Here is a 13376-nt window from a genome sequence, read left to right on the forward strand (position 1 = left end):
GTGCCGGGTATCCAGCGACGGAAGGGCACTCGGCCACCATGTTTAACGCCATTCACATTACGCACGAGGCGGTCTACAAAGTTGGTGGCATCGGAACCGTTCTCGAAGGCCTGATCAACAGCCGGCCCTATCGGGACGGTGTCGGCCGCACGGTGCTCGTCTGCCCGCTCTTTTATCCGGAGAACGTAGCGCGGTTCGGGCCCGGCGGGGTGCTGGAATACTCCTCGCTCGACCACCTCTACGACGGGCCGTTTGCGTCGGCCCTGCGGCAGGTCGAGAACGAATTCGGTGTGCGGATCGCCTACGGGCGGCGTCCGATCGAGGACGAACCTACGGCGCGGCGTACGATCGTCGAGGTGCTCCTGATCGACCTGCGCGGGATTCACCGGGCGCGCGTGAATGCAACCAAGGGGCTGTTGTGGGAACACTTCGGGCTGCGCTCCGACCCCTATGAGCACATCTGGGACTACGAGCAGTATGTGCAACTGGCGGCGCCGGCCGTAGCCGCTTTGCAGGCGTTGAAGCTGGGCACCACGGATGTGCCGGCCGTGGTGTTCGCACACGAGTTCATGGGGGTGCCGACGGCCCTTGCGTTGCAGGCCGCACAGCCGGATCGGTACCGCACGCTTTTCTATGCGCATGAAGTCGCGACCGTGCGTCGGCTGGTGGAGCGGCACGCCGGGCACGACGTGATGTTCTACAATGCCATGAAGCTGGGGCGCAAGAGCGGGCTGTACCTTGAGCAGGTCTTTGGGCCGCAGGACGATTATTTCAAGCACGCTGTGGTCGAAGCGGCCCGGCATTGCGATGGCATCCTGGCCGTCGGGCACCACGTCGTGGACGAGTTGCGCTTCATCAGCCCACACTTCGACGACGCCGACATCACCTTGTGCTACAACGGGATCCCCGCCAGTTCGAGCAACCAGGACGAGCGGACGCGTAGCCGGGCGCGGCTCGGCCAGTACCTCAAGGCACTGCTGGGCTGGCAGCCCGACTGGATCTTTACCCGCGTGACGCGCTTGGCGCGCAGCAAGGCGCTCTGGCGCGACATCGATGTCCTGCTGGCGCTCGACGAACGCTTCCGCGCGACTGGCGAGACAGCGGTCCTGCTGGCGCTTTCGACGGAACTTCCGCGGCGACCGGCGGAACAGATCCTCCGCATGGAGCAGGAGTGGGACTGGCCGCTGGCGCACCGCGAAGGCGAGCCGGACCTGACCGGGGGCGAAGCCGAGTACTACCGCTGGGTGCAGTCCTTCAACGCCCGCGCCCGTCAGATCAAGATCGTGTACCTCAACCAGTTCGGCTTTGAGCGGGCGCTGTGCGGGCAGCGCGTGCCTGAAGACGTGACATTCCTCGATCTGCGGCGCGGCACCGATGCGGAATTTGGCCTGAGTCTTTACGAGCCATTCGGGATCTCGCCACTCGAGCCGCTCACTTACGGCGGCATCTGCCTCGTCAGCACGTCGTGCGGGTGTGCCGGTTTCGTCAAGATGGCGCTGGGGGCCAGGCGGGCCGGCAATGTGCTGCTCGCGAACTACATCGACCTGGTGCGGCGGCCTCGAGCGGTGCGGGATGCGGTCACGCTCGGCGCCGCCGAGCGGCGCGAAGTGGAGGCGAAACTGGCCGAGCAGCTCGCGCACGAATTGAACGAACGACTACCGCGCGAGCCGGGGCAGCGCGCCCGCCTGCAGCAGCTCGGTTATGACCTGGCGCGGTCCATGAGTTGGGATGTGGTCGCCGAGCGCTTCGTGTTCCCAGCGGTGCGCCGTGCCTGTACGCACCGGCGTGTGCTGAGCGTGGCCTAGCCACCTCGCGGCGACCCAGCAGCGCGCCGCGCTGTCGCCGGGTTACGCACTGAATCCGTCAACTGGCTGCACAACGCTACGCGTACACGTCGAGGGGCACCCGAAATCCACTGACCGTCGAAGCGACGTAGACGTTACCGGTGTGCGCCAACACGTTGGCGAACGCCTGTGCCGAGCGCACCAGGTTCTGCAAGGACGGCTGGTGCACTCCGTGCGGTGGTCCACCTTCGGGACGCACCCGCGTTGTTTCCGCGGAGCGCTCCACGGTCCGAACTTCCGGCGGTGAACGCGTCGGCAGATGTGGTGTGGTGGCCACCGGCAGTGCGGTGACTGGCGGCAGCGTTTGTCCGATCATGGCTGCTCTCCGATCCGGCGCTGGGCCGATCGGAAGCCGTCGTCTCCCACCAGAGCAGGTCCTTCACGGGAAGTGTGTGAAAGATCGGTGCCGGTGGCAAAATCTGCGCTGCACAAATCAGCCCGGCCCCGTCGGGGACTGCATACCGACTCGGACTTACTGCTGCGCATCGTTACCGGACGTGACCGGTCCGGATGGGCGCGCGGCGGTGCGCAGACACAAGATTATCGGGACGATCGGCGCAGCACCGCGAATTCGTGTGCGTTCGTGCGCGCAAACGCCGAGAGAAGTGTGTACGCACGCGCGCCGGCCGGTCGCCCATTGGCGGTCTGTCGGCGGATTCGCGGAGGTCGATGTTGATTCGGGTCGAAAGGTCAAGTATAAAGGAACGTAGTTGTAACGGAGTTGCTATCGGCACCGGCTCAACAGGTTGGTGCGATGGCGTCCGAGAGAAGCGAAACGCGACACCCTGCTGTGAGGCACGTTCGCCGCACGGCGCCCGCGACGTGGAGGCCTATCAGACCTTCGCACATCAAGCGGATGCGCCGTGGTACCGATCAAGTCTGGAGCGTCTGCGCCGAGCGCGGACGCGTGCGCGGCGGCGTCCAACGGCGGCAGGTCAGAAGGGTGCGCCTTGCTCCACCGAGCGACCGGTCAGTTTGACTGCCACGGTTGCCGGGTTCGCCCCGGCTCAGAACCGTTTCATTTCAACGTTTCCCTCTCTTCCCCGAGTTTTCACTCAGCTTTCGCCCCGATCCCTGTTCCGGTTTCTGGTCGAGGGCCAGACAAAGGAGGACGCATGATGTTGTGTAGGGCAAGATGGGCAGGCCTTGTCGGCGTACTGTGTTGCGCCGGCATTGCTTTCGCCGATTTGAATTCCAGCGTTTGGCCAGCCGTTGGCGGCGGGCGCGGAACAACAAAGGCGGTCAGCAATGCAACTCTTGGCGGGCCGGCCGGCCGCATCGACTGGTTTGTCGGTGCGATCGGCGTTGGCAGCAACGGCGGCGTAGTGCTATCGGATAACGGCTACGCCTTCTACCGGCCGAATGGCGCCGGCAATCTCAACGTCATTGATCGGACCACGGGCGCACTCGTCCACCAGATCCCGGTCGGCGGCAACTTCCGCGCGGGCCCGCTGGTGACGACGAACCGCGTCTTTGTTCCGGATGGTCAGACCGTAAAGGCGTATGACCTCAATGCGGTCGGCACACCGGCGTTTACCACGCCGCTGTACCAGATGGATGATCCGACGCGGACGGAAAACTTCCGCAGCATCCACCTGAGCTCGGTCCTGACCGGCGGCGCGCAGACGCTCTACGCGTCGGTCCGCCAGGCGGAGTCGGGCAACGGTCCCTTCCACCTGTCCGCGTTCAACGCCGACACCGGCGCGCACCGTTGGACGGTGGCCGTTCCGGGACAGTCCATCCTCGTGCAGTTTGGCCCGCTGTGGGTCGGCCAGGATGGCAAGCAGCGCATCGCGTATATGAACAACCTGCCGACGACAGTGCACATCATCCGTGATGACGGCACCTCGGCGACGGTCGAGTCGAGCACCTCGCTCGCACCGGCCACGGTCGGCTGGAACGGCCAGGGCGCGCTCAGCGCCGACGGCACGCGCATGTACTTCAACACCGCCCAGGACGGCGGCGCGCCAGCCCTGCACGCGGTCCGCACGGACGGCTCGGGCCTTGCCTGGTCGCTCTCGCGAAACGATGCCGCGGTGAACGCGAATATCGCCAGCCCCGTCGTCGTCAACCGCAACCAGGGCGGCGTCATCAACCGTGTCTACCTGGCCTGCGCCGGCGGCATCGTCGTCGCCGTCGATGACCTCGGCGGCAGCTACCAGGTCGCCTGGCAGTTCAACGTTGGCGAAACCGGCGAACTCACCTACATGAGTGGCGCGCACAACACGGCCACCGGCCGGACGTTCATCTATCCCGTCAGCCAGGGCTCGTCCACGATGTACGGCATCGAGGATCTCGGCAGCAGCGCCATGATCCGCTCGATCCGTCCGATCGGCGCCGCCGAAGGCTTTGGCGGCTCCGCGTCGGCGATCGATGAGACCGGCGCCGTCTACCAGCTCGGCAACAACGGCCTGTTCAAGTTCAGCGCCGCGGGCAGCGTCCCGCCGGTCGCGAGCGCGGCCAACGTCCCCGCCAGCGTGCCGGGCGGCTTCCCCGTCGTTCTCGACGGCAGCGCCAGCACCGATGCGGACGGCGTGATCGAAGCGTATCGCTGGAACCTCGGTGCGGCGGGCATCGTCACTTCGCCCAACGCGGTCATCACGACCACGCTGCCGGCGAACACGACGATCAACGGCTCGCTGACCGTCATCGACAATGACGGCCTGATCAGTCTCCCCGATCCGTTCACCATCACGGTGACCGACTTCCTGCCGGTGGGCCTCGAGTTCACGCAGCTCACGACCCCGGTTGTGGGACATGCGCGTAACAACTCGCTGCGCTCGGACGGCACGTACCTGTACTACCTGAACCATGGCACTGGTCAGCTCTTCCGCACCACGGGCGGCTGCAACGCGCCGTGGGAAGAGCTTGCCACGGCCCCGGGCACCATGCTCGGCGAGCAGCACAGCGGTGGCATGGCGTATGACCCGACGAACAACGTGATCATCACGGTGCGGAACATCGACGCCTCCGCGACGCCGTGGGTCTGTGGTGCAGGCACCGTGCCCGACACCCAGACGGTCCTCGTGACGTACGACCTGAATACGAACACCTGGACGCCGCGCGGCGGACGCTCCGGCATGCAAACCGGCTGGGTCATCGCGAACGGCATGCTGATCGGCAACCGGCACGCCCAGGACACCAACCTCGGTGGCCCGACCTGCGTGATCGGTGTCAACAACCTCGACGACTACATCGTGGCTCGCACCAGTGCAAAGGACTCGCTGCTCGGCGAGACGGCCTGGTGGCACAGCCGCGTCGTGCAGCTCGCCGTCGGCGCCGATGGCTGGGTCTACTCGATCAAGAACGACCAGTCGCCGGCCCTGCCGCGCGGCACGGGTGACCGGCTCTACCGGTTCGACCCTGCCAACCTGGTCACGGCCAACCTGAACCTGTGGCTGGGCACGATCGGTGGCACGCCGGACAACTGCACCGATGGTGGCCCGGGCGCCATCTGGACGAACTTCGAGACCAACAAGCGCCTGCCTGCCCAGGACCTCGGCCCGCTGCCGTATGCTCCGGGTGAGGGCTCCGCGCTGGCCGCGCTGCCTCCGAACTGGAAGGGCCTCGTCGGTGACGAAGGCGGCCTCTTCTACATCGTGGGCGCCAACGACACGGGTCTGGAGGGCTTCGCCGGCACGTCCAACCGGATCTACGCGGTGTACGACATCGCGGACGGCTGGTGGAAGGCCGACCAGTTGCCCGATTTCAGCACCGTCGGCACAGCCGCCACCTTCCATGATGGCGAGGTGTACATCAAGCAGGGTGCGTCGAGTGCGGAATCGCCCACGGCGAATCCGACGAACGTGCTCTGGAGCACCGAACCCCCGCCGCCGCCCATCGTGGTGAACGCGGGCAACGACCAGACCATCAACAAGCCGAATTGTGCACCAATCGACGTGCAGCTTACGGGCAGCGCGGCCGGCAACATCACGGCTTGGAGCTGGCGTCTGGCCGGTGTCGAGATCTCGAATCAGCAGAGCCCCACCGTCGCCCTGATGCACGGCGTGTACGACTTCACGCTGGTCGCCATCGACGACCAGTGTGCTACCGGCTCGGACACCGTCCGTATCACGATCAACGGCGCCAACCCGCTGCCGGTTGAAATCGCGATGGACAACCAGATCAACTTCGGCTTCGGTGGTGAGTGGGATGCAATCTTCCGGCCGGTGCCGTCGCAGTTCTCGGTGAACAGCGGCCAGGCCGCAGACGGTCCGTTCTTTGTGGATGAAGGCATCTTCGCTTACACCCAGGTCGAAATCCGGTCTGGTTTCGGCTCCGGCCAGTGGTTCCATGCGGCCAGCGTGAGCTTGCCGAATGCGTGCTTCGGCCAGGTCGACCTGTCCCACCCGGGTGCCCGTGTCCGCTTTACCGCCCGTTACTCGCAGGGTGAGGGTGGCTGGGCCGGCCCGACCGAGAATTGCGAAGGCGCTTCCCCGCCGTGCCCGTACTACGACGCCGCGATCTTCGCGACGCTCGTCGACGCGAACGGCCTGCGGCGCTGCATCGGCCTGCTGTACGGTCCGGATCTCCACAACGACCCCGACAAGTATCCGAACTGGAAGACGGTCGAAGGTCTGGTCGAGAGCGCGGCCAATGAGGCCGTGACGGCCTTCTTCAGCGATTCGGGCTTCAACCCGGCACGCGTTGTCCGCGTGAACTTCCACGGCACGAACTGGGGCGGCAGCACCCTCGACTTCGTGGATCTCCGCGATCTGGAGATCTTCGTCGGCGCGGTTCCGCCGTCCGGTGCCTGCGAATTCCCGGATAACACCTGCGCCGAGCTGACGGCCGGTGCGTGCAACCTGGCAGGCGGTGTCTACCAGGGTGACGGCACGACCTGCACGGTCATCCCGCAGATCTGCCCGGGCGACTCCAACGGTGACGGCGTGGTCAACTTCGCCGACATCTCACCGTTCATCGCCGCGATCAAGGCCGGCAGTGCAGGCAACTGGACCTGCAACATCGGCGGCGGCTTCGGCCCGTATCTCAACAGCGACGCAAACGGTGACGGTACGGTGAACTTCGCCGACATCTCGCCGTTCATCGCGCTGCTGAAGGCCCCGCCGGCACCGTGCGTCAGCACGTGCCCGTAAGGGTCACCGCATCGCAACACGCCTTGTGCAATCGCAGGGCGTGAGGTGAAGTGAAACACGGCAGGCCGGTGGTGACACACCACCGGCCTGCTGTTTTGTTGCGCGTGGAAAAGTGGGAAAGCGGTAGGGCGCAGCGGCGTGCCGGATGTCCCCTCAGCGGAGTCGTTCCTCGAACAGCTTCCAGCAATAGAGCTGGGCCCGCGGCACGTGGAAAGGCCCTTTCCAGATCCCGCCTTTGAGTGGCGTCGAGACGCTGCCGTCGCGATGGAGGTAGCCGAACCACTCACCGAACTCGGCGTCGGGGAAGTGTGCGAAGGTCCAGGCGTGCAGCCGCTCGAACCACTCCGCGAACCTTGCCAGCCCCGTCATGTGCCACGCGAGCAGCGTCGCGTAGAGCGCCTCGCAGTGCGGCCACCAGAGCTTGAGATCATGTTCGAGCTGCGTCGGTGGCCGACCCTCGACGTCGACGAAATATAGCAACCCACCGAAGTCGGGATCCCAACCTCGTTCCAGACTGTAGTCGATCATCGGCAGCGCCCGCTCCACCAGGGCCGCATCCCCGCGCCGTCGGGCCACTTCCAGCAGGAACCAGGCCGCCTCGATCGCATGGCCGGGGTTCATCGTGCGACCTTCGGCGCCTGGGATACGCTCTCCCCCGGGGCCGACGGTTTCGAGCACGGCGCGCAGCTCCGGCCGCACGAATTCTCGCAGTATCTCCTCGGCGGCCTCGTCAATGAGACGCTCGTACGGCCCATCCGGGTCGATCCTCAGCAGGGTATCTGCCAGGTTGACCAGGCACATGAGCGGAGCCAGCCCCTTGGCCGGCCGCACGTCGGGGTTCGTCTTCGGTAAACTCAGACCGGGCGTGCGCAGGTGGTGTACGAAACGGCCGAAGATCTTCACGGCCTGCATACGGAATTCCGGCTCCCCGGTGGCTTCGGCCAGCGCGGCACATGCGAGTGTGGCGAAAACTTCGCTGTACACGTACCGCCGCATGCGCAGCGGTTGGCCGGCGCGATCCACAAGAAAGTACATCTTGCCCTGCTCATCGAAGCAGTGGCGGGTGAGGAAGTCGTAACCATGACGGGCGAGCGCCAGCCAGCCCGGGCGTGGTTCAACACGGTGGTAGAGCGTGGCGTAAAGCCAGGTGGCACGACCCTGGAACCAGACGGGCTTGTCCGTGTCGTACACGTCACCGCGGCGGTCCAGGCAGGTGAAGAAACCCCCCTGCTCGCGATCGACTCCGCAGCGCTCCCAAAACGCGACGGTATCCGCAAGGCCATGGGCGTACAGGTCGCACAGCGCAACCAGGCGGGCACGATCCATCGGCACATCCCTCCGCCGCAGTGCGCCGGCCGCGGATTCAGTGCGGCTCGAGCGGGGTCGCGTGCTTGCCGTCGAAGGTGAATTCGTACACATCCATGATCCGGTGATCGCCCGGCAGGAAGAGCCGGACCGTGAGCACGTACTGCCCCGGCGGCAGTGGTTTGTGGGTCAGTTCAAGCGGGAAGAGATAATAGGGCGAGGGGTAGTCACGGTAGCGCTGGATCAGCTCCGGCGTGTCGAGCACGATCGGCCACAGTGCCACGCGGCGGCCGATGGTTTCGCGCTGTGCCCGCTGCTCCAGCTCAAACTGGAAGCGGCCGTAGACTTTCGCAAGGTCGCCGCTGGCGTCATAAACCGCCAGCAGGACGCGCAGTGCGTCGGCGTCCCCGTCCCCAGCAAGACTGACGGGGCGCGTCAGGTAACGCTGAATCTCCAGCCGAGTGGGCACGACGAGTTCGTAGTAGGCCACCATTTCCATTTCACCGTCGGTGACCTGTGGTGCGGTGGTCGCACAGCCCCCGAGTCCGGCCATGAACAAGGTGACGGCGCAGAGGTTGGCGAGATACCGTAGCGTGCGCAGTGAAAGAATTGCAGGGGCATGCATGGAAGAATCGGCTCCGTACACGGGAAGTGCGCCCGCGCCGTCCGCCGCCAGGACCATCGCGCAGCCGCGCCCGCCAGTATAGTGCCCGCCCGGCCCGTGGCCAGCCGTCGCCCCGGTTGTCACCCAGCGCCGAACGGACCGGCAAAAACTTTCAGATTGACAATCGCAGCGCGGCGGGAGTAGCTTGCGGATCCGGAGCTGAAGGTTGGTTTCAGCGCGGGCAACGGGAGGTATTTAGGTATGACAAGCGTGGCGAACTTTGCGGCAGGCGGCCGGTGTGGGCGGGCTTTGCCTCGTGCTTTCACTCTGATCGAACTGCTGGTCGTCGTGGCCATCATCGCCATGCTCATCTCCATACTCTTGCCCACGATCGGCCGCGCACGGCAGCAGGCCCGGGCCGTGCAGTGTCTGGCGCATTGCCGGGAACTGGGCCGCGGGATGCAGCTCTACCACAACGAGAATGGCAACTTTCCTGCTCACCAATGGCGCCTGGCGGATGGCTCACGGCTGCGCTGGTTCCATGTCATGGCCGATTACCTTGCTGGGTTCAAGGTGCAGCGCTGCCCGGCCGTGCCGGATTGGTGGGAAGTGGGGCGCAACAACTCGTACGGCTACAACTACAAGTACCTCGGCAGCGTCAGGGACAACACCGAGCCGCACAACAAGTACCGCCCCTGGGAAGCGTTCCCGATCCGTGAAGTGCGCAACCCGGCCCGGACGATCGCGTTCGGCGATTGTGATGGGACTGGCCGTGATCTGCCGTGGCAGCCGGAAGCCCCGCTGGGCGATAACGACCCTGAGCGCTGGGGCAACCACGGCTACTTGCTCGATCCCACCTTTATCCCAACCTACACGCTTACAAGTCTCAGTGGCGGCGTGCTCGAACCCTACGCCTGGAAGTATCACCGCACCTACCTGTCGGAGCGGCACCTCGGGCGTTCTTCGGCCGTCTTTGCCGATGGTCATGGCGAACGCCTGCGTCCGCAGGACGCTTACCGAGACAACGCGTTGTGGAACGGGCTCGGCTTCGATCCGGCCGACAATCCCGCCAGCCCCTATTTCGCCTGGGATGAGCACGTGGATTTCAAGATTCACCCCAGTAGCCCGCAGATCTGGCCGTGGGAGGTGTAGAAAGCCACCCGTGGAGATGACGATACACAGAGTGCGTCACCGCGCAGGCGCGCCGGTTGTGGCGCGCCTGCGCGGTGCGTGGTTGGGAGGCGTTTCTCACGCCGGGGCGGGTGCCGTGCTCGGCAGGTTTGCCCGCTGGCGGCCGACGTGCAGCCCGATCGCCAGCACCGCCGACAACAGGCACAGCACGCCGGCGAGGGCGAACGCCGCCGTGTAGCTCTGTGTACGGGCCAGGGCCGCATTGCCCGCCGTAACCCCTACCAGGCCCGCGATTCCGTAGGAGGTAAAGACCCAGCCGTAATTCGCGCCGAGATTCTTCGCGCCGAACAGGTCGGCCGTTGCGGAGGGGAACAGTGCGAAGCAGCCCCCGTAATTGAATCCTACCAGGGCCGCACCAACGGCGAGGGTGAGCTCGGTCTGGGCGTATCCAAGCAGGAACATGACCACGGCCTGGAACGTGAACATCGCCACAAAGGCCGGCGTTCGACCGACCCGGTCCGAGATCAGCCCCCACACGATGCGCCCGACGGCATTGAAGATCGCCAACCAGCCGACCGCGGCCGCACCGCGCAGCAGAAGCGCGGCACGCAGCTCCTCATCCGCGCCCGGGTTCGCGGCGACCAACTGGGCACCCGCGAACGGCATCACGATCGCGATGACCATTAACCCGGCGAGCGCTCCGCTGAAATACATCATCCAGAGTATGTAGAACGCCGGTCTGCGCAGGGTGCCGCGCCAGTCGCTCTCGACTGCGCCGCGCACCGTGACGCTCCCCGGGGGGTTCCGCAGCAGCAGGGCGCCGAGCGCGATGATGGCACAGCATACGGCCGCGTGGACGAGGAAGAAGCGCTCGATTCCATAGGCCTGGATGAAGCCCAGCGCGCCGAGTTCCCACCCTCTGAGCGCAAACACGTACGCCCCGAATCCGAAGCCCGCGACCGCTACACCGGCCACGAGCCCCTTCTGCTGGGGGAACCACTTGATCAGAGCGGCGATCGGACACACATACGCGAAACCGATACCCGCACCGGCCAGCAAACCGACCGTCCCCCACAGCAGCAGCAGGCGGTCCACCGTTCCGAGCTTGCCCACGTATTGCACCCCCACCAGCACCCCCGCGACGGTCACCGCGCAAAACAGCACCCACGGTAGATTCCGCACAACCGCGCTTTCGGACGTGGCGGAGCGGCCGAAGACGGCCTCGGAAATGAGTAGGAGCATCAGTAACACACCCGCGACCAGACCCACATGGGCCACGTAATACACCGCTTCATACTGCATCAGGCCGGCCAACAGAAAACCCGCTCCAATCAAGACCCCGCCAATGATGGCGGTGACACGCGGTCCGTGCACGTCCTGCACGCGACCGGCGAAGACCATCGTCCCTGCGAAAGCGAGAATGCAGATCGAAAACGCATACTTGAGCGCCCCCTGCTCGGCAGCCGTCCGCTGGGCTACTGTCGCCTCACTGCCAGCCCAGGCCGCATCTGGCGGAAAGACGATCGGCTGGAGTGGCTCCCAGAAAATGCTGTACCCGTACAACGTGCCCAGGATGAGCTGAATCATCAGCGCACCGATGAGCACGAACCAGCGGGTCATGGGGGGTGAGGCAACCGAGGACCGTGCGTCAGACATGTGCGGCTCCCACTCTGAGCATCCCGACCTGGCCGCCGAACAGCGACCGCAAGCGGGGCAGATGTTGCCGGTGACGGCGCCTCCAACAGGCGCCGGTGTATCGCGTTGTCTGGCGAACGGCTGTAAGTGGGGTCGAATCCGAAGGCGGCACGCGGGGCCGGCTGGGCAGGCCAAGCGCCACACATAACGCCCGGCCGAAGAAATGTGCGCGGCCCGCTGAGCCGCAGACCCGGCCGGTGGCCGCGCGGCACAGACCTACTCCGCTACTCCGACCAGTATACCCGAATATCGCGTAGGTGGGAAGCGACGCCGGCCCGGGCGACTAGAAGATCATCATGACCGGCCCACCCATCGGCCTGCTCCGCCGGTGTACGGCACAGCCGATTGTTCATCCGGCTCTGTATGCGTCACCCCTCAAGCAGCGCGGCACACCCCTGTTCGTACCGCGTCGGCGCCAAGGGGCCCCCGTGGCCGCTACAATGGAACCCGTCAAGGGTTCAAACCGCAACCCGCTGTGGGGCGGCCAGACCGGACTGGAGTACTCGCGATCGCTGCGCGCTCGAAATCCTGGGCCTGACCTTCGATGAGGTTGTCACTAAGTTGCAACCTCGCCCACACCACGTGCCTGTCCTCAGAGAGCAGTACCGGCGATTGATGTGGGGCGCCGCGGGTGCAGAAACCACAGAAACGGTGGCCGCATCGTCCCAGGAGCCGGCCCCAACAACCAAGGAGCCGCTCTGCGCCGATTTACGCCCGGTTGTTCGGTCCCATGTGGACGGTGACTTGACCAAGTTCGTCCAGCAGATGGCCGACGGGCTCGAGACGGAAAGCGTCGTTGTTCCGATGATGCGCACCGGGGGCCTCTGGCGCACACTGTGTGTGTCTTCTCAGGTGGGCTGCGCGCGGGGCTGCGAGTTCTGCGAAACTGCGCAGCTCGGCCTCATCCGTAACCTCACGGCGGCCGAGATTGTCGGGCAAGTCTCAGAAGCCCGGAGGCAGTTCGGCCACCGATTGCGCAACGTGGTCTTCATGGGGATGGGCGAGCCCTTCGACAACATCGAGCATGTCCTCCAGGCGGTACGGGTCCTGCGCGATCGCAGCGGATTGTGCTTCGGAACCGACCGCATCACGATATCCACCGTGGGCCGGACCGCGGGGATACGCCGCCTCGCAGCGCAGGGCTGGCGAAGGATCAATCTCGCCGTGTCATTGAACGCACCGAATGACGAGATTCGCTCGCAGCTCATGCCGGTGAACAAGCTCGAGCCGATGGACGTCCTCCGCGATGCGTTGCTGGCTTACCCCCTGCGGAAGTGCCAATTCTTCATGATGGAGTATGTGCTGATCCCCGGTGTGAATGATCGACGGGAACATGCCCTGGAGGTGGCCGACTACCTGCGCCCTCTGAAGTGCATGCTCAACCTGATACCCTACAACCCAAGACGGAATTCACCCTGGCCGGCGCCTACGGATGAGTCGGTCGTGCAGTTCATGGCCTGGGTCGCTGGTGCTGGCCAGGGCGTGAAACGGCGGCTTACCAAGGGGCGTGACTTGATGGCGGCGTGTGGGCAACTTGGCAACCGGGAGTTCACACGCGTGCGGAAGTCGCGGAGCCCCGCCGGGAAGGAACTGGGCCACTCTTTGGGCGTACCCCTGCCCCAGTCACCTGGTGAGAGCACCTGTGGGCAGGTCGCCTGAGGTGACCCACTGCCCCTTGGTCATCCGCAATCGCGCGTCGCG

8 protein-coding genes are annotated in these 13376 nt (G+C 65.4%); 4 read left to right on the forward strand and 4 right to left on the reverse strand.

Going from position 1 to position 13376, the window contains the following annotated elements:
* The first annotated feature begins 38 nt into the window (after positions 1-38).
* Complete coding sequence (locus IPM18_01330) at positions 39-1805, forward strand: hypothetical protein (protein MBK9118233.1); 1767 nt, start codon at positions 39-41, stop codon at positions 1803-1805.
* 76 nt (positions 1806-1881) lie between these two features.
* Here the strand turns inward: IPM18_01330 and IPM18_01335 are convergent, their stop codons facing one another.
* A complete protein-coding gene (locus IPM18_01335) occupies positions 1882-2160 on the reverse strand; it encodes a hypothetical protein (GenBank protein MBK9118234.1) in 279 nt (92 codons plus the stop codon).
* 799 nt (positions 2161-2959) lie between these two features.
* Between IPM18_01335 and IPM18_01340 the strand changes: the two genes are divergently transcribed.
* Positions 2960-6940 carry a PQQ-binding-like beta-propeller repeat protein gene (locus IPM18_01340; protein ID MBK9118235.1) on the forward strand — a complete coding sequence of 1327 codons (3981 nt, stop codon included), beginning with the start codon at positions 2960-2962 and terminating at the stop codon, positions 6938-6940.
* 153 nt (positions 6941-7093) lie between these two features.
* On the opposite strand, the gene IPM18_01345 is transcribed toward IPM18_01340, so the two are convergent.
* Complete coding sequence (locus IPM18_01345) at positions 7094-8266, reverse strand: AGE family epimerase/isomerase (GenBank protein MBK9118236.1); 1173 nt, start codon at positions 8264-8266, stop codon at positions 7094-7096.
* 37 nt (positions 8267-8303) lie between these two features.
* Positions 8304-8870 (reverse strand): hypothetical protein, encoded by a 567-nt coding sequence (locus IPM18_01350; protein ID MBK9118237.1) that lies wholly within the window; start codon positions 8868-8870, stop codon positions 8304-8306.
* Positions 8871-9110: 240 nt separating this feature from the next.
* Between IPM18_01350 and IPM18_01355 the strand changes: the two genes are divergently transcribed.
* Entirely contained in the window at positions 9111-10001 is an 891-nt protein-coding gene (locus IPM18_01355; GenBank protein ID MBK9118238.1) for a type II secretion system protein, read from the forward strand.
* 96 nt (positions 10002-10097) lie between these two features.
* Here the strand turns inward: IPM18_01355 and IPM18_01360 are convergent, their stop codons facing one another.
* On the reverse strand, positions 10098-11636 hold the full coding sequence (locus tag IPM18_01360; GenBank protein ID MBK9118239.1) for an OFA family MFS transporter: 1539 nt from the start codon (positions 11634-11636) through the stop codon (positions 10098-10100).
* 783 nt (positions 11637-12419) lie between these two features.
* On the opposite strand from IPM18_01360, the gene IPM18_01365 reads away from it, so the two are divergent.
* Entirely contained in the window at positions 12420-13334 is a 915-nt protein-coding gene (locus IPM18_01365) for a 23S rRNA (adenine(2503)-C(2))-methyltransferase RlmN (protein MBK9118240.1), read from the forward strand.
* Positions 13335-13376 lie beyond the last annotated feature (42 nt).

It is taken from the genome of Phycisphaerales bacterium (assembly GCA_016716475.1).
Lineage (GTDB): Bacteria > Planctomycetota > Phycisphaerae > UBA1845 > Fen-1342 > JADJWG01.

What these genes read in the sequence shown, in the direction of transcription:
- IPM18_01330 (MBK9118233.1), top strand. Translation starts at nt 39, where the DNA reads ATGTTTAACGCCATTCACATTACGCACGAGGCGGTCTACAAAGTTGGT.
- IPM18_01335 (MBK9118234.1), bottom strand. Translation starts at nt 2,160, where the DNA reads ATGATCGGACAAACGCTGCCGCCAGTCACCGCACTGCCGGTGGCCACC.
- IPM18_01340 (MBK9118235.1), top strand. Translation starts at nt 2,960, where the DNA reads ATGATGTTGTGTAGGGCAAGATGGGCAGGCCTTGTCGGCGTACTGTGT.
- IPM18_01345 (MBK9118236.1), bottom strand. Translation starts at nt 8,266, where the DNA reads ATGGATCGTGCCCGCCTGGTTGCGCTGTGCGACCTGTACGCCCATGGC.
- IPM18_01350 (MBK9118237.1), bottom strand. Translation starts at nt 8,870, where the DNA reads ATGCATGCCCCTGCAATTCTTTCACTGCGCACGCTACGGTATCTCGCC.
- IPM18_01355 (MBK9118238.1), top strand. Translation starts at nt 9,111, where the DNA reads ATGACAAGCGTGGCGAACTTTGCGGCAGGCGGCCGGTGTGGGCGGGCT.
- IPM18_01360 (MBK9118239.1), bottom strand. Translation starts at nt 11,636, where the DNA reads ATGTCTGACGCACGGTCCTCGGTTGCCTCACCCCCCATGACCCGCTGG.